The sequence below is a fragment of the Streptomyces soli genome (assembly GCF_003999195.1).
GTDB lineage: Bacteria > Actinomycetota > Actinomycetes > Streptomycetales > Streptomycetaceae > Actinacidiphila > Actinacidiphila soli.
On sequence record NZ_RJVR01000189.1, the window covers coordinates 1 to 16077 of the forward strand.

Annotated in this window: 16 protein-coding genes and 1 pseudogene; 8 read left to right on the forward strand and 9 right to left on the reverse strand. The window is 71.4% G+C overall.

The annotated features are described in order from the left end of the window. Nucleotides 1-294 (reverse strand): annotated as a pseudogene (locus tag EFK10_RS17165) (exodeoxyribonuclease V); the annotation flags it as partial. A gap of 30 nt (nucleotides 295-324) precedes the next feature. Further along, entirely contained in the window at nucleotides 325-1305 is a 981-nt protein-coding gene (locus EFK10_RS17170) for an aldo/keto reductase (protein WP_127356554.1), read from the reverse strand. Between the two features lie 126 nt (nucleotides 1306-1431). On the opposite strand from EFK10_RS17170, the gene EFK10_RS17175 reads away from it, so the two are divergent. Beyond that, nucleotides 1432-2481, forward strand: coding sequence for an LLM class F420-dependent oxidoreductase (locus tag EFK10_RS17175; protein WP_127356555.1), 1050 nt, complete (start codon nucleotides 1432-1434; stop codon nucleotides 2479-2481). 3 nt (nucleotides 2482-2484) lie between these two features. Here EFK10_RS17175 and EFK10_RS17180 read toward each other — a convergent pair whose 3' ends face one another. Beyond that, a complete protein-coding gene (locus EFK10_RS17180; RefSeq protein WP_127356651.1) occupies nucleotides 2485-3093 on the reverse strand; it encodes a hypothetical protein in 609 nt (202 codons plus the stop codon). Nucleotides 3094-3384: 291 nt separating this feature from the next. On the opposite strand from EFK10_RS17180, the gene EFK10_RS17185 reads away from it, so the two are divergent. Beyond that, nucleotides 3385-4170: a ferritin-like domain-containing protein gene (locus EFK10_RS17185; RefSeq protein WP_127356556.1), complete on the forward strand. Its 786-nt coding sequence runs from the start codon at nucleotides 3385-3387 to the stop codon at nucleotides 4168-4170. Nucleotides 4171-4334: 164 nt separating this feature from the next. On the opposite strand, the gene EFK10_RS17190 is transcribed toward EFK10_RS17185, so the two are convergent. Then, complete coding sequence (locus EFK10_RS17190; RefSeq protein ID WP_322973348.1) at nucleotides 4335-5345, reverse strand: magnesium and cobalt transport protein CorA; 1011 nt, start codon at nucleotides 5343-5345, stop codon at nucleotides 4335-4337. Between the two features lie 98 nt (nucleotides 5346-5443). On the opposite strand from EFK10_RS17190, the gene EFK10_RS17195 reads away from it, so the two are divergent. The 4 genes from EFK10_RS17195 to mshC all read left to right on the forward strand — a co-directional run bounded on the left by EFK10_RS17195 (nucleotide 5444) and on the right by mshC (nucleotide 8906). Next, on the forward strand, nucleotides 5444-6145 hold the full coding sequence (locus EFK10_RS17195) for a histidine phosphatase family protein (RefSeq protein WP_127356557.1): 702 nt from the start codon (nucleotides 5444-5446) through the stop codon (nucleotides 6143-6145). Between the two features lie 60 nt (nucleotides 6146-6205). Beyond that, nucleotides 6206-6802 (forward strand): DUF3090 domain-containing protein, encoded by a 597-nt coding sequence (locus tag EFK10_RS17200; RefSeq protein WP_127356558.1) that lies wholly within the window; start codon nucleotides 6206-6208, stop codon nucleotides 6800-6802. Further along, nucleotides 6760-7599 carry an SCO1664 family protein gene (locus EFK10_RS17205; RefSeq protein WP_127356559.1) on the forward strand — a complete coding sequence of 280 codons (840 nt, stop codon included), beginning with the start codon at nucleotides 6760-6762 and terminating at the stop codon, nucleotides 7597-7599. The genes EFK10_RS17200 and EFK10_RS17205 overlap by 43 nt, the downstream gene beginning before the upstream one ends. A gap of 77 nt (nucleotides 7600-7676) precedes the next feature. Then, nucleotides 7677-8906 carry a cysteine--1-D-myo-inosityl 2-amino-2-deoxy-alpha-D-glucopyranoside ligase gene (gene mshC / locus EFK10_RS17210; RefSeq protein WP_127356560.1) on the forward strand — a complete coding sequence of 410 codons (1230 nt, stop codon included), beginning with the start codon at nucleotides 7677-7679 and terminating at the stop codon, nucleotides 8904-8906. A 350-nt stretch (nucleotides 8907-9256) separates the two neighbouring features. On the opposite strand, the gene EFK10_RS17215 is transcribed toward mshC, so the two are convergent. Further along, entirely contained in the window at nucleotides 9257-10216 is a 960-nt protein-coding gene (locus EFK10_RS17215; protein ID WP_127356561.1) for a PAC2 family protein, read from the reverse strand. 159 nt (nucleotides 10217-10375) lie between these two features. Beyond that, entirely contained in the window at nucleotides 10376-11446 is a 1071-nt protein-coding gene (locus tag EFK10_RS17220) for a glycoside hydrolase family 18 protein (protein WP_240677269.1), read from the reverse strand. A gap of 111 nt (nucleotides 11447-11557) precedes the next feature. Here EFK10_RS17220 and EFK10_RS17225 point away from each other — a divergent pair, with 111 nt between their 5' ends. Beyond that, the gene (locus tag EFK10_RS17225; protein ID WP_127356562.1) at nucleotides 11558-12874 is read left to right on the forward strand and encodes an L-fuconate dehydratase; all 1317 of its coding nucleotides are present in this window, start codon (nucleotides 11558-11560) and stop codon (nucleotides 12872-12874) included. After that, nucleotides 12871-13644, forward strand: coding sequence for an SDR family NAD(P)-dependent oxidoreductase (locus EFK10_RS17230; protein ID WP_127356563.1), 774 nt, complete (start codon nucleotides 12871-12873; stop codon nucleotides 13642-13644). The genes EFK10_RS17225 and EFK10_RS17230 overlap by 4 nt, the downstream gene beginning before the upstream one ends. Before the next feature lie 13 nt (nucleotides 13645-13657). Here EFK10_RS17230 and EFK10_RS17235 read toward each other — a convergent pair whose 3' ends face one another. The 3 genes from EFK10_RS17235 to EFK10_RS17245 all read right to left on the reverse strand — a co-directional run bounded on the left by EFK10_RS17235 (nucleotide 13658) and on the right by EFK10_RS17245 (nucleotide 16044). Then, on the reverse strand, nucleotides 13658-14917 hold the full coding sequence (locus EFK10_RS17235; protein ID WP_127356564.1) for a patatin-like phospholipase family protein: 1260 nt from the start codon (nucleotides 14915-14917) through the stop codon (nucleotides 13658-13660). A gap of 47 nt (nucleotides 14918-14964) precedes the next feature. After that, entirely contained in the window at nucleotides 14965-15645 is a 681-nt protein-coding gene (locus EFK10_RS17240; RefSeq protein ID WP_127356565.1) for a FadR/GntR family transcriptional regulator, read from the reverse strand. An 81-nt stretch (nucleotides 15646-15726) separates the two neighbouring features. After that, the gene (locus tag EFK10_RS17245; RefSeq protein WP_206305482.1) at nucleotides 15727-16044 is read right to left on the reverse strand and encodes a hypothetical protein; all 318 of its coding nucleotides are present in this window, start codon (nucleotides 16042-16044) and stop codon (nucleotides 15727-15729) included. Between the last annotated feature and the right edge of the window lie 33 nt (nucleotides 16045-16077).

Sequence of the window (16077 nt, forward strand, 5' to 3'; positions counted from 1 at the left end):
CGGCGCGCCGCCCGCCGCCAGCACGGCCCGCGCGTCGGCGACCGCGTCACCGGACGCCGGAACCACGGGGCGGCTGCGTGCAGACTCGGCGGCGGGGGCCGGTGTGGCCGCTCGATCCGGGGCCACCGAAGGCGAAGGCGCGGGCGCGGATGCTGTCGCCTTCGCCGCGGGCCGCTCGCCGCGCTCGATCGCCCGGACGGCCGCCGCCAAGTCCTGCAACTTGGGCGGCAGTTGTGCCCCCGCAGCCGCCGCAGGGCGGGCGGTGTCGTCCTGGTCGGTGCGGTCCTCGGTCACGATGGCCTCCGTGGTGCGGCGGACCGGCGCCTAGAGCGAGCTCCAGTCGTGGTCCGGATAGCGGTGCAGCGGCGCTGACACGTCGTCCAGCGCCTGGCAGATCTCATCCGGAAGACTAAGGGTCTCCACTGACAACGCGGCCGTGAGCTGCTGCGCGGTCCGCGGCCCGACAATCGGCGCCGCCACGCCCGGCCGGTCGCGCAGCCACGCGAGGGCGACCTGCAAGGGCGACGCCGCGAGCCCGTCGGCCGCTATGGCGAGGGCGTCCACGATGCGCCGGGCGGCCTCGTCCAGGTAGGGCGCGACGAACGGTGCCATGTCCTGGGAACCGCCGCGCGAGTCCGGCGGGGTGCTGTGCCGGTACTTGCCGGTGAGCACGCCCCGCCCGAGCGGCGAGGACGGCAGCAGCCCGACACCGAGGTCGAGCGCGGCCGGCAGCACCTCGCGTTCGACGCCGCGTTGCAGCAGCGAGTACTCCATCTGCGTACTGGCCAGTGGGGTGCGCCCCGGCACCGCCCGCTGCCAGGTCGCGGCCTTGGCGAGTTGCCAGCCGCAGAAGTTGGAGACCCCGACGTAACGGGCGCGCCCGGAGGTGACGGCGATGTCCAGGGCCTGGAGGGTCTCGTCCAGCGGGGTCGTGGGGTCGAAGGCGTGCACCTGCCACAGGTCGACGTAGTCCGTGCCGAGCCGTTGCAGGGAGGCGTCCAGCGCGGCGAGCAGATGGCCGCGAGAGCCGTCGAAGCGCCGGTCGGGGTCGGGCACGCTCCCCGCCTTGGTGGCGATCACCAGGTCGGACCTGGGCACGAGGTCCTCGATCAGCCGCCCGAGCAGATACTCGGAGCTGCCGTCGGAGTAGACGTCGGCGGTGTCCACGAGCGTCCCGCCGGCCTCCCAGAAGGCCTTCAGCAGGTCCGCGGCGTCCCGCTCGCCGGTGTCCCGTCCCCAGGTCAGGGTGCCGAGCCCGAGCCGGGACACGCGCAGGCCGGTGCGACCGAGATGCCGTTGCTCCATGACGGCTGAGATTACTGGCCGGAGGGGGGCTATGGGGTGCAGTGACGAACCCGACAGGCGCCGGATCGCCGCGAGGGCGATAAGGTCCGGGGAACAAGGACGTTACTGATCGGTAAGGGGAGCGGTATGCGGCTCGGGATCAACCTCGGTTACTGGGGCGCCGGGATGGACTCGGACAATCTCGCCGTCGCGCAGGAGGCGGACCGGCTCGGTTACGCCGTGTGCTGGGCCGCCGAGGCCTACGGCTCCGACGCGCCGACCGTGCTGTCCTGGGTCGCGGCACAGACCGAGCGGATCGACATCGGCTCGGCGATCTTCCAGATCCCGGCCCGTACGCCCGCGATGACCGCGATGACGGCCGCCACCCTCGACTCGCTCTCCGGCGGCCGCTTCCGCCTGGGCCTGGGTGTGTCGGGCCCGCAGGTGTCCGAGGGCTGGTACGGCGTCAAGTTCGACAAGCCGCTGGCCCGTACCCGGGAGTACGTCGAGATCGTCCGCAAGGCGATGTCCCGCGAGCGGCTGTCCCACGAGGGCGAGCACTGGACCCTGCCGCTCCCCGGTGGCCCCGGCAAGCCGCTCAAGCTCACCGTGCACCCCGTGCGCGAGCACATCCCGCTCTACATCGCCGCGATCGGCCCCAAGAACCTGGAGCAGACCGGCGAGATCGCCGACGGCGCCCTGCTGATCTTCCCCTCCGCCGAGCACCTCGAGGAGACCGCCCTCGCCCCGATCCGGGCCGGTCGCGAGAGGGTCGGCAAGACCCTCGACGGCTTCGACGTCTGCCCCACCGTCCCGATCGCCCTCGGCGACGACGTGGACGGGCTGGCCGACCTCTTCCGCCCGTACACCGCGCTGTACGTCGGCGGCATGGGCAGCCGTCAGCAGAACTTCTACAACAAGCTCGCCCGCCGCATGGGCTACGAGAAGGAAGCCATCGAGATCCAGGACAAGTACCTGGCCGGCGACAAGCAGGGCGCGGCGGCCGCCGTGCCGCGCGACCTGATCGACTCCACCACGCTGCTGGGTTCCGTCGAGCGGATCGCCGACCGCATGCGGGCCTACGCGGAGGCCGGGGTGACCACGCTGAGCCTCAGCCCGGCCGGCCTCACGCTGGACGAGCGCCTCGCCGCCCTGCGGGCCGGCACGGAGGCCCTGGAGCTGGCCGGACTCGCCTGACGCTCAGCCCGGGACCAGCCGGCCCAGAAGCCGCCCGAAATCGATGAGGCGCGATATCTGCCCCGCGCCTCCGTCGTCGAGGGACTTGCTGAAGCGGAAGGCCTCGGGCCGGAAGCGGGCCGCCGCGATGCCGCCGTCCGCGTCGCCGCTCTGGACGGCGCTCAGCTCGTGCGGCATGGCGGTGGCCAGGACGACGAAGACCCCCCGGTCGACGCGCCGCCCCTGCTCGTCGCTGCCGACGAGCGTCCGCATGCCGACGTGACCGATCGCGCCGAGCGGGAGCACCTGCACCGAGGAGTCGAGGACGGTGCCGCCGGGGGCGGTGTCGTCCTCGAGCTCCTCGCTGTGCCAGAGGATGAGGCGGCGGCCGTCGCAGATGGCGGCCTCCTGCCAGACCGAGGTGCCGGACTCGGAAAGGTCCACGACCCGCTCCAGGGTGAAGCCGCGGATACGGCGGCGGCCCAGCACCCCGGAGATCGCGTCCAGTGCGACGTCGGCGTGCAGGAAGTAGGCGTGCGCGGCGTCGTCGAGGCGGTCGTACGGCGACCAGTCCGAGCCCGCCGGCCCGAACCGGCTCGCCGTCGGACGGATCCTGGTGACCTTGCTGAACATGTCCACCCGCTTCGCGATCCCATACCTCTGGAGAGAGGGCGCCCCTCGACCTCGTTGTTGCACCTTACCCAGGAGGTACGACAAGTTACGCCGGGTTGTGAATCGCTTCGCTTTCTGCGGCCGTGGTGGGGGCTCGGGGGTCTTCCCCGCCACGGCCGTCACCAAACACAACGCACCTGAACGCCAAGGGTTACGAATCGGTTGGGTGTCCCGTGTTGCCCGTCTCGCCGAGCTGGACTTGACTTTTCCTCTGCATATATTCGCCTTTCGGGCGATTCGCGGAGGTATGTGATGCTGTCGGCCAAGAGCCTTTTCCAGGAGATTCTCGACAACGACGACTCGTTCCGGCTCTTCTGCTCGATCGCCGCCAGCGGTGAGTCGCAGGGCGGCTGGGAGAACGGACGGATCGCCGCCCTCGTCCCCGCGACCCAGCAGGACCTGGTCCCCAAGGTGACCCGGCACGGCGCCGACGAGGACAAGCACGGCCGGATCTTCAACGCCCTGCTGCACAAGCGCGGCCTCGGGCCCGTCCCCGTACCGCCGGAGACCGACTACACGATGCTCCTGGAGCGGGCCGGCATCGGCCTCGCCCACGACCAGCTGCGCCGCGAGGAGCCGCTGACCGAGCGGGACATCGTCACGTACCTCTCGCACAGCCGGGTCACCGAGCAGCGCGCGGCCGAGCAGATGGCCCTGCTCGCCAAGCACTTCGGGGACCACCCGGTCATCGGCAAGGCGGTGCGGATGATCTCGCACGACGAGGACAACCACCTCGCCTACTGCCACGAGGAACTGCTGCGCCTCGCCCGCGCGGGCCAGGGCCGCACCATCCAGCGCATCCTGCGCGAATGCGCGCTCACCGAGGTCCGCGTCTACCGCGACGTCAGCCTCGCCGTCACGGCCAACATGGGCCGCATCCTCGGCTGGCACCGGTCCAGGGCCCTGGCCCTGCAGGCAGGCATCCACGCCCTGTACGCCTACGAGCGCCTCATCGGCTGGCGGCGCATGGTCACCCTCTCGATGCCGGCCCGCCGCAACGCCATGGGCGGGGCCGCGCCCGCTCCGGAACCCGTTTAGGGCCTGTCCGGTCGATTTCCGCAGCGTCGCGTGCCTCCCCCAGCCTGGCGGCTGGGGGGGGTCCCCCCGGCCGAAGGCTGGGGGAGTGCCCCCACCACCTTGCGATCGCAGGCGCCAGACCCCGCTCCTTCTCCCACGGAGATCGGCCGGACAGGCCCTAGACCCTAGAGCCAGCCGCGGCGCTTGAAGGTGCGGTAGAGGCCGAAGACCAGGCCGGAGATCACCGTCAGGACCGTCGGGTAGGACCAGACGTAGTGCAGCTCGGGCATGTGGTCGAAGTTCATGCCGTAGATGCCGGCGATCATGGTGGGGACGGCGGCCATGGCGGCCCAGGCCGAGATCTTGCGCATGTCGTCGTTCTGGCGGACGCTCACCTGGGTCAGGTGGGCCTGGAGGATGTCCGACATCAGCCGGTCGAGGCCCTCGACCTGCTCGTTCACGCGGGTGAGGTGATCAGCGACGTCGCGGAAGAAGGGCTTGGTCCTGGGCTCGGTGTACGGCACGTCGCCGGCCGCCAGGCGGCTCATGGGCTGTGTCAGTGGCCCGGTCGCGCGGCGGAACTCGAGGACCTGGCGCTTGAAGTTGTAGATCCGGCTCGCCGTGCTCGCGGTACTCGCGGCCCTGTGCCGGGAGCTCGGCAGCGAGGACTCGGGCTGGAAGACCTCGGCCTCCAGCTCCTCCAGGTCCGTCTGCAGCTCGTTGCCCACCTCGGTGTAGTGGTCCACGACCGTGTCGCTAATGGCGTAGAGCACTGCCGAGGGACCGTGCCGCAGCACCTCGGGGTCGGACTCCATACGGTGACGTACGTCGGCGGGGGAGACGCCGGTGCCGTGGCGGACCGTCACCACGAAGGAGTCGCCGACGAAGACCATCAGTTCGCTCGCGGTGACGGTGTCCTTGGCGTCGTCGTAGTCGACCGGCTTGAGGACCACGAAGACCGAGTCGTGGTACACCTCCAGCTTGGGCCGCTGGTGTGCCTTCAGGGCGTCCTCCACCGCCAGCGGGTGCAGCCCGAACTCGGCGCTGACCAGCTCGAACTCCTGCTCCGTCGGCTCGTACAGGCCGATCCACACGAAGGAGTCACCCTCCGTGCGTGCTTTGTCGAGGGCGTCGGACAGGTCCGACGGCTCATCGACGCGATGTCCGTCCTTGTAGATGGCGCAGTCCACGATCACCCTGGATATCCTTCCGCGATCGCGACGATCCATGCCCGGTCCCTGTGCGGCCGATGCCTGGTCGGTGCCGCCCGGGCCCCGGACGTAGGCTGGCGTCCATGCCCACCGTGATCCTCGTCCGGCATGGCCGGTCCACCGCCAACACCGACGGCGTGCTGGCCGGCTGGAGTCCGGGCGTCGCCCTGGACGACAGCGGCCGCGACCAGGCCGGCGCGCTGGCCGGCCGGCTCGCCGGAGTGCCGCTCGCCGCTGTCGTCACCAGCCCGCTGCAGCGCTGCCGCGAGACCGTACAGCCGCTGCTCGACATCCGTCCCGAACTGCCGATGCACACCGACGACCGGATCGGCGAATGCCATTACGGCGACTGGACCGGCCGCAAGCTCGCCGAGTTGGCCGGGGAGCCGCTGTGGGCGACCGTTCAGCGGTATCCGTCCGGCGCGGTGTTCCCGGGGGAGGGCGGCGAGTCCATCCGGGCCATGCAGGCCCGCGCGGTCGACGCGGTGCGGGACTGGAACGACCGGATCGAGGCCGAGCACGGCCCGGACGCGGTCTATGTGCTGTGCTCGCACGGCGACATCATCAAGTCCATCGCCGCCGACGCCCTCGGCATGCACCTCGACCTCTTCCAGCGGCTCGCCGTCGACCCCTGCTCGGTCACCGCGATCAACTACACCCCCCTACGGCCCTTCCTGCTGCGCCTCGGTGACACCGGGGACCTCAGCGTCCTGGTGCCGCGCGATAAGCCGGACGCCGGAGCCCCGGGCGACGCGGTGGTCGGGGGCGGCACCGGCGCCTCGTGATCAGCTACAGCAGTAGGGTGGTGAGCCTGTACGAGTGACCCAACCAAAACGGAGCAGGAAGTGCCGCGTCAGGTGTTCCTCTATGACAAGCCGGACCGGTTCGTGGCCGGGACGGTCGGCCAGCCCGGTCAGCGCACCTTCTTCCTGCAGGCCACCGCCGCCGGCCGGACCACCAGCGTGGCGCTGGAGAAGACCCAGGTCGAGGCGCTTGCCGAGCGGATCGACGAACTGCTGGACGAGGTCGTCCGGCGCACCGGCGGTGCCGCCCCCGTCCCGGCCGTCGCCCCCGCCGAACTCGCCGACACCGCACCGCTCGACATGCCGGTCGAGGAGGAGTTCCGGGTCGGCACGATGGCGCTGGCCTGGGACGGCGCCGAGGAGCGGATGATCCTGGAGGCCCAGGCGCTCGTCGAGATCGACGCCTCCGACGAGGACGACCTGGAGGCCGCGGAGGAACTGCTGCTCCAGGACGACGAGAACGGCCCCCCGCTGCTGCGGGTCCGCCTCACCGGAGCCCAGGCCCGGTCCTTCGCCAAGCGCGCCCTCGACGTCGTCTCCGCCGGCCGGCCGCCGTGCCCGCTGTGCAGCCTCCCCCTGGACCCGGAAGGACACGTATGCCCGCGTCAGAACGGGTACCGGCGGTCGGCGACGGCCTGACCGGCCCGGCGGCCGATCTCGCGCTTCTCACGCACGGTGAGCTGACCGTACGTGGGCGCCTCCGCGACGCCTCCAACGCGGTGCTCTACTGCTCCGTCGAGTACGAGGGCCGGGAAGCCCACTGCGTGTACAAACCGGTCGCCGGCGAGCGGCCCCTGTGGGACTTCCCCGACGGCACCCTCGCGCAGCGCGAGGTGGCCGCGTACCTCGTCTCCGAGGCGACCGGCTGGGGGCTCGTGCCGCCGACGGTGCTGCGGGACGGGCCGTACGGCCAGGGCATGTGCCAGCTGTGGATCGAGACGGCGCCGGAAAGCGAGAACGACGGCCTGCTGGCCCTGGTCGACGGTGAGGAGCCCGAGCCGGGCTGGAAGGCGGTCGGCTTCGCCGAGGTCGGCCAGGGGCGTACCGCCCTGCTCGTGCACGCCGACGACCCGCGGCTGCGCCACCTCGCCGTCCTGGACGCCGTCATCAACAACGCCGACCGCAAGGGCGGCCACCTGCTGCCCACCGCCGAAGGCCAGCTGTACGCCATCGACCACGGCGTCACCTTCAACGCCGACAACAAACTCCGCACCCTCCTGTGGGGCTGGGCCGGCGAACCCTTCGACGCCGACACCCGCGACGTCCTCGGCCGCCTCGCCGCCGACCTCTCGGACGGCCTGGGCGACCGGCTCGCCGGCCTCATCACCGCTGTGGAGCTCCAGGCCGTACGCGACCGGGTCGGCGACCTCCTCGGCACCGGTCTCCACCCGGTGCCGAGCAGCGAATGGCCGGCCATTCCGTGGCCCCCGATCTAGGGCAGAAAAGGAAGGGTCACACCAAGCGGGTGCCCTCCGGTCGTTTTGCTTATCAGGCGGGAGGTTAATCTCATGACATGCATGCCTGGCCCGCTTCCGACGTCCCCGCCCTTCCGGGCAGTGGACGCGACCTCAGTCTTCACGACACCGCGACCGGCGGCCCGGTAACCCTGGTCCCCGGTCCGGTCGCCCGCATCTACGTATGCGGGATCACTCCATACGACGCCACCCACATGGGACACGCGGCCACCTACAACGCATTCGACCTCGTGCAGCGTGTGTGGCTCGACACGAAGCGGCAGGTCCACTACGTCCAGAACGTCACGGACGTCGATGACCCGCTCCTGGAAAGGGCGGCGCTCAACGGCGACGACTGGACGGAGCTCGCGGCGCGCGAGACCGATCTCTTCCGCGAGGACATGACCGCCCTGCGGATGCTTCCCCCCGCCCACTACATCGGCGCCGTCGAGGCCATCCCCGGGATCGTCCCGCTGGTCGAGCGACTGCGGGACGCCGGGGCGGCGTACGAGCTCGAAGGGGACGTGTACTTCTCGGTCGAGTCGGACCCGAACTTCGGCAAGGTGTCGAACCTCGACGCGACGGCGATGCGGATCCTCTCCGCGGAGCGCGGCGGCGACCCGGACCGGCCGGGCAAGAAGAACCCCCTGGACCCGATCCTGTGGCTGGCCGCCCGCGAGGGCGAGCCGAGCTGGGACGGGGGCAGCCTGGGCCCCGGCCGTCCCGGCTGGCACATCGAGTGTGTGGCGATCGCGCTGGACCACCTGGGCATGGGCTTCGACGTCCAGGGCGGCGGCTCCGACCTGGCCTTCCCGCACCACGAGATGGGCGCGTCACACGCCCAGGTGCTCACCGGCGAGTTCCCGATGGCGAAGGCGTACGTCCACGCCGGGATGGTCGCGCTCAACGGCGAGAAGATGTCCAAGTCCAAGGGCAACCTCGTCTTCGTCTCCAAGCTGCGCCACGACGGGGTCGACCCGGCGGCCATCCGGCTCACCCTGCTCGCCCACCACTACCGCGACAACTGGGAGTGGACGGACGGCGTGCTCGCCGAGGCCGCCGAACGGCTCGGCCGGTGGCGTGCGGCGGTGTCCCGTCCGGACGGGCCGTCGGCCGACGCGGTGGTCGAGGAGATCCGCGCCGCCTTGGCCGATGACCTGGACGCCCCCGCGGCGCTGGCCGCCGTGGACCGCTGGGCGGCCCGGCAGGAACGCGAGGGCGGTGAGGACACGGGCGCGCCCGGTCTGATCTCCCGGGCGGTGGACGCGCTGCTGGGCGTGGCGCTGTAGGGCCTGTCCGGCCGATCTCCGTGGGAGAAGGAGCGAGGTCTGGCGTCTGTGATCGCAAGGCGCCGGGATGCCCTCGATGGGGGTCCCCCCTGCTCGAGCGAAGCCGAGAGCTTGGGGGTGGGGGTACCTCCCGGCCGCCAGGCTGGGGGAGAGCTACTAGGGCATTTCGGCAACGCCGCGAGCGCTGGTGCCTGGGGGCACTCCCCCAGCCTTCGGCCGGGGGGACCCCCACCCAGCCGCCAGGCTGGGGGAGGCACGCGACGCCGCGGAGATCGGCCGGACAGGCCCTAGGACGCGAGAACGGCGGTGGGGCCCGGCGCTGCGCCGGGCCCCACCGCCGTTCCGTCTGTTCAGTCCTCGTCAGGCTCGTCCTCGTCCGGCTTCGTCTCGCGCGGCGGCTGCGGCGGGCGGTCGCGCAGATAGGGGCCGTCCATCGGCTCGCCGCTCTGGGTGGCGTGGCCGGGGGAGCCGGGCTCGCGGCGGCGCAGATAGCGCTCGAACTCGCGGGCGATGGCCTCGCCGGAGGCCTCGGGGAGCTCGGCTGTGTCGCGGGCCTCCTCCAGGCTCTGGACGTACTCGGCGACCTCGCTGTCCTCGGCGGCGAGCTGGTCGACGCCGACCTGCCAGGCGCGGGCGTCCTCGGGCAGCTCACCCAGGGGGATGCGCAGGTCGAGGAGGTCCTCCAGGCGGTTGAGGAGGGCCAGGGTGGCCTTGGGGTTGGGCGGCTGCGACACATAGTGCGGAACGGCGGCCCAGAGGCTGACGGCGGGGATGCCGACGTGGGTGCAGGCCTCCTGGAGGATGCCGACGATGCCGGTGGGGCCCTCGTACCGCGACTCCTCCAGATTGAGCGCGGCGGCCAGGTCGGGGTCGGAGGTGACGCCGGTGACCGGGACCGGGCGGGTGTGCGGGGTGTCGCCGAGCAGCGCGCCCATCACCACCACCATCTCGACGCCCAACTCGTGGGCGTAGCCCAGGATCTCGTTGCAGAACGACCGCCAGCGCATGCTCGGCTCGATGCCGCGAACCAGCACCAGATCGCGCGGCTTGGGGCTTTCGATACGGACGACGGAGAGCCGCGTGGTGGGCCAGGTGACCTTCCGTACGCCGCCGTCCAGCCAGACCGTGGGCCGGTTGACCTGGAAGTCGTAGTAGTCCTCGGCGTCGAGCGCCGCGAAGACCTCGCCCTTGAACTCCCGGTCCAGATGTCCGACCGCCGTTGAGGCGGCGTCCCCGGCGTCATTCCAGCCTTCGAACGCGGCCACCATGACCGGGTCGATCAGCTCGGGCACACCCTCGAGCTCGATCACCCAGCGCCTCCTTCCGGCCGGAGGGGGAGTTTCGCCGCCCCCGCCGGCTGTCGTACTTTCGTCGCTTCACGTGCGGCACCAGCCTACGGCTTCCGGGGGCCGGTGCCGGCAGCCCCCGTAGAGGGATGATCCCCACAGTCATCGGACGTACGCGTCCGGTCACGCCTTGCCCCACGAAGAGCGGTATGCGGCCCAATCCTCCTCGGTCGCGGTGAAGTCGACATAGAGCGCCAGTCCGAAACTCTGGCGGCCCGCATCGTGCCGCGCCAGCCCGAGGCGCGCGCCCCGCACGGCCGCGGTGACCGTCTCGGCGTCGGCATGGTGACCCATGGTGTCCTCGCGGTAAGCGGGCAGGCCGATCAGCAGATCCGTGCCGGGCGGGGCCACTTCGAGCGCCAGCGCCGTCTGCTGGGCCACGTAGCCGCCGTACAGGCTCTCCAGCGGCATCGCCGTGTCGTATGCCATCACCGCGACCTGGTCGACGCGGCGGGCGACCTGGCCGAAGTACTTCTGGGTCCACCACTTGGGGTGGTTGAAGAGCGCCCCGGACGGGGCGTGCAGGCCGGGAAGCGGGTCGATCTGGTGCGTCGCGACGGAGAGCGGGGCGTCGCGCGCGGCCGTCATGCGGTGTGTGGCGTCGAGCAGGTCCAGGAAGCCCTGGTCGCCCGAGTACATCGGCTCCAGGTCGAAGTGGACGCCGTCGAAGCCCACGTCGAGGGCCTGTGCCGCGCTCGCCCGGATACGGGAGCGGGTCGCCGCGTCGTCCAGCCGCAGCCCCGGCGAGCCGTCGTGCGACACGATGTCCCCCAGCCACGCCTGCACCCGCACCCCGGGGAGGGCGCGGTGCACCTCGCGGACCAGCCACTGGGCGTCGGGGTAGAGCGACGCGTCCAGGCTCCCGTCGTGCGCCAGCGGCCCGGTGTGTACGTACAGGTCGTGGATCCCGGTGCCCTGCACGCGGCGGACCAGCGCCGTCAGATCGGCCGCGTCCCGGCGGCCGTCGACCCATGCGTGGCCGAGCCACACGGCGTCCCGGCCGCGCGTCCGGCCGGCGGCGTCGGGGTCGCCCGCGTACTCCAGTCGCAGGGCGACGCCGATGGCTGTCGCCGAGAACAACACCGTCAGGGCCAGGGCGAGTGCGCCCCGGCGCGCCCAGCGGACGGCGCGGCGTCTTGCGGGCTTGCCCATGCCGTCTTGGCCTTGCGTGGTCACCGCTTCTTGGTCAGACATCCGATCCTTCTCCCCCCATCTGCTGTCGGCCCCTGGACCTGACGATATTTGTAGCGCTATACATCGGATGTAAGGTGGGTCATCCGATGTATCAAGGCGGGTGGAGTGCGTATGAGTCCGACCATTACGGGCGTCGAGGTGATCGACGTCCGATTCCCCACCTCGGAAAAGCTCGACGGCTCGGACGCGATGAACCCCGATCCCGATTACTCCGCCGCCTATGTCGTGCTCCGCACCGACGCCCCCGGCGGACTGGAGGGGCACGGCCTGTGTTTCACGATCGGCAGGGGAAACGACGTCGTCGCCGCCACCATCCGATCACTCCGACCCTACGTGGAGGGGCGCACCGTCAGCAGCGTGACGGGTGATCTCGGCAGCCTGTACCGCGAGCTGACGCATGACTCGCAACTGCGCTGGCTGGGTCCGGAGAAGGGCGTGGTGCACATGGCGGCCGGGGCCCTGGTCAACGCGACCTGGGACCTCGCCGCCAAGGAGGCCGGAAAGCCGGTGTGGGAGCTCCTGGCGTCGATGACGCCGGAGGAGATCGCCGACCTGGTCGACTACCGCTACCTGACGGACGCGCTGACCCGCGACGAGGCCGTGGAGATCCTGCGCGCCGCCGAACCGGGCCGGGCCGAGCGCACGGCGCGGCTGCGCGAGCAGGGATATCCGGCGTACACCACGTCGCCGGGCTGGCTGGGCTACTCCGACGACAAGCTGGTCGGGCTGGCGAAGGAGGCCGTCGCGGCCGGCTTCACGCAGATCAAGCTCAAGGTCGGGGGCAGCCTCGACGACGACATCCGCCGGATGCGGCTGGCCCGCGAGGCCGTCGGCCCGGACGTCCGGATCGCCGTCGACGCCAACCAGCGCTGGGACGTGGACACCGCCATCGCCTGGATGACGGCACTGGCCCCGCACGAGCCGTACTGGATCGAGGAGCCGACCAGCCCGGACGACATCCTCGCCCACGCCGCGATCCGCGCCGGACAGCCGGTCAAGGTGGCCACCGGCGAGCATGTCGCCAACCGCGTGGTGTTCAAGCAGCTGCTGCAGGCCGAGGCCGTGGACTTCGTACAGATCGACGCGGCCCGGGTCGCGGGGGTCAACGAGAACATCGCGATCCTGCTGCTCGCCGCCAAGTTCGGCGTGCCGGTGTGCCCGCACGCGGGCGGGGTGGGGCTGTGCGAGCTGGTGCAGCATCTGTCGATGTTCGACTACGTGGCGGTGTCGGGGAGTTGGGACGGCCGGGCGATTGAGTACGTCGACCATCTGCACGAACACTTCACCGATCCGGTCGTCGTCGAGAACGCCCGATATCGCCCACCGAGCGCGCCCGGCTTTTCGGCCGCCATACGCCCCGAGTCCGTCGCCGCACACCGCTATCCCGAAGGGCCCGTCTGGCGGGCCCGGCTGGGGGGAGACCAATGACAACCAACACTGACTTCGCAGGCCTGAACGCCATCGTCACCGGCGGTGCGTCGGGCATCGGTGCGGCGACCGCCGCGCTGCTCCTGGCGCGCGGCGCACGGGTCGCCGTCCTGGACCGGGACCCGTCGGCCGCGCCGGCCGGGGCCCTGCGCCTCAAGGCCGACGTGACCTCGGACGAGACCGTACGGGCCGCTGTGGCCGACGCGGCCGAGGAGTTCGGCGGACTGCACATCGTCGTCAACAACGCGGGCATCGGCGCGATCGGCACCGTCGAGGACAACGCCGACGACGAATGGCAGCGCGTCCTGGACGTCAACGTCCTCGGCATGGTGCGCACCAGCCGGGCGGCGCTGCCGCACCTGCGGCGGGCGGCGGCCGAGGGACGGACTACGTCGATCACCAACACCTGCTCCATCGCCGCCACCGCCGGTCTTCCGCAGCGCGCCCTCTACAGCGCCACCAAGGGCGCCGTGCTCTCCCTGACCCTGGCCATGGCCGCCGACCATGTGCGGGAGGGGATCCGGGTCAACTGCGTCAACCCCGGTACGGCCGACACGCCGTGGGTCGGCCGGCTGCTCGACCAGGCCGACGACCCCGACGCCGAGCGCGCCGCGCTCAACGCCCGCCAGCCCCTGGGGCGGCTGGTCGGCGCGGACGAGGTCGCCGCGGCCATCGTCTACCTGGCGAGCCCCGCCGCCGCGAGCGTCACCGGGACGGCGCTGGCCGTGGACGGCGGGATGCAGGGGCTGAGGCTGCGCCCGGCGACGTAGTACAGGAAGCACGTCACAGGTCCACCCACACGGGAAGGCTCGCGCCGGCCAGCACCTCCGGGTGGAACCGGGTGAGGGCCGCGCCGGTCAGCCACCAGCCGCGCTGGACCAGGCGGTGGCAGATCTCGAGCGGGAAGCGGTCGAAGGAGGTCTTGTACTCGGCCAGCTCGATCCGCCACTCCGGGTGCTCGTCCCGGTCCGCCCACTCGGGGGCGATGTGGTCCGGCCCGAAGGTGGTCGCCAGGCCGAAGAGCACGCCCTGGCGTCCCCAGGACGGGGGCTCCTGACCGGCGCGTACGGCCTGCTCCCAGGCCTGGAAGCGGTCGACCATGTCGCGGGCGCGCAGCGCGGTGGACTGCCGGTAGAGCAGGGAGTTGGCGCGGGAGAGGTCCCGGAGAATGGGGATACGGCCGTAGGCGGAGCCGGTGTGGAACAGGCCGCCGGCGTTGACCCCGATCAGCAGGGTCTGCGGCAGGTCGTCGACGGCCTCCAGTCCGGAGTTGTCGTAGGCGCCGCCGTCCAGCAGCTTGATCGCCTGGCCGTTGGCGCACGGGAAGTCGACCCCGCGCAGGGTGAAGGGCGCGAAGAAGCCGGGCACGGCGGCGGAGGCGGCCGCCGCCTGTGCCACCCGGATCCCCGTGCCGGCGGTGCTGACCTGCCCGACCACCCAGTCGCCGACCCGGTCGCGCTCGAAGCCGAAGCGGACCCCGCTGGTGAAGGACGCGGCATTGAAGACGAAGCGGCAGGACGGCGACAGGCTCTCCAACTCCCGCCGCCCCAGGAACCAGTGATCGAACTGCTCGGCCAGCAGATCGGTCCGGGAGATGTGGGGACTCGCCGTACGCCAGAGATTCCGGGCGAGCGTCCAGGTCAGGGACTTCGTGCTGATCCGCTCCACGAACGGCCGGACGACCAGCTCGTCCAGGGCCTCCGGCGCGAACTCCCGCTTCTCCAGCTCCTCGTAGTGGCAGGCGAACAGGGAGTTGGCCACCGACCCGCCTGATACGGAGGACACATACCGCACCTGCGGCAGCAGCCCGGCCTGGGCCAGGAACCGCAGTATCCCCAGGGCCGTCAGCGTCGCCCGGAAACCGCCCCCGGAGAACGCCAGCGAAAGGGCGGGCGAGCGCGGCGGATCGGGCGGAGGCGGCTGCCGGGGCAGTCGCACCGAGCAGGCCGTGATGAGGTCGTTGGCGGCGGCGCCGGTCGACCTGGAGGTGAGAGGCGACTTGGAGGTGAGGGGCGACCGGGTGGCCGCCGCATTCCGTAGCATCGTTTGCACAACCCCCGTGAGTGATAAGGGGGAGTCAATCTACAACGTCACACATTCTCCAACGTCGACCGCAGCCACTGCTCCACGCTCGCGATGTGCACCGTCGCCCACGAGCGCGCCGCCTCCGTGTCCCGGTCGCGCATCGCGGCCAGGATCGCCCGGTGCTCGTGCAAGGTGCGTCTCACCGCGTCCTCCTGCGTGATCCCGCGCCATATCCGCGCCCGGGTGGTCGGACCCGACAGCCCGTCAAGCAGCGAGCACAGCACGGAATTGCCCGAAGCATGGACGATCCCCCGGTGGAACTCCAGGTCGGCGGCGACCAGTTCCTCCACCGACGGCTGCTCGCCCAGCGCGTCGAGCTGCGCGTCCAGCACGTCGAGGTCGGTGCCGGGGATCCGGGCGGCGGCCAGCGCCGTCGCGGCGGGCTCGAGGATCCTGCGGACGGCGAGGAATTCCAGGACCGTGTCATCCCGGTGGAAGTCCACGACAAAGCTCAGCGCCTCCAGGAGGAGCTGCGGGTCGAGGCTGGTGACGTACGTGCCGTCGCCCTGCCGTACGTCCAGGATCCGGATCAGGGACAGCGCCCGCACCGCCTCGCGCAGCGAGTTGCGGGACAGGCCCAGGTCGGCGGCGAGCTCACTCTCCTTGGGAAGCCGGTCGCCGGGGCGCAGCGCGCCGGAGACGATCATGTCCTTGATCTTTTCGATCGCCTCGTCGGTGACCGCCATGAGCGACCTCCCTTCCCTTCTCCGGACTCGCCGCGCCGCCTGGGCCGCACGGCCGAGCCAGACCTCCGATGTATCGTTTCATTATGCCCCGGCGAGCGTGCGGTCGATTCCGGCTCGTACGAATGTCCTCGCCAGCCACGCCCGCCGCAGCCGCCACACCCACGACACCGGCCGCTCAGGCCCGTACCGCCGGGCCCGGATGTCGGCGATCACCTCTTGTGGCGCGCCCAGCTCGGCCAGCACGTCGAGCGCCTCGCCCTTGGTGATCAGCCGCCCGTCGCGCAGCGTCACCGCAGCCCTCGCCAGGGTCACAGGACCGAGGTCCACCCAGACGTCGCGCAGCCAGATCCCCGAGCGCGCTGAGGAAGCGGTCGAGGAGCTCGGAGGTCCGATCGTCATCGTCAGCCATGGCGGTGACTATCGCACTGAAAT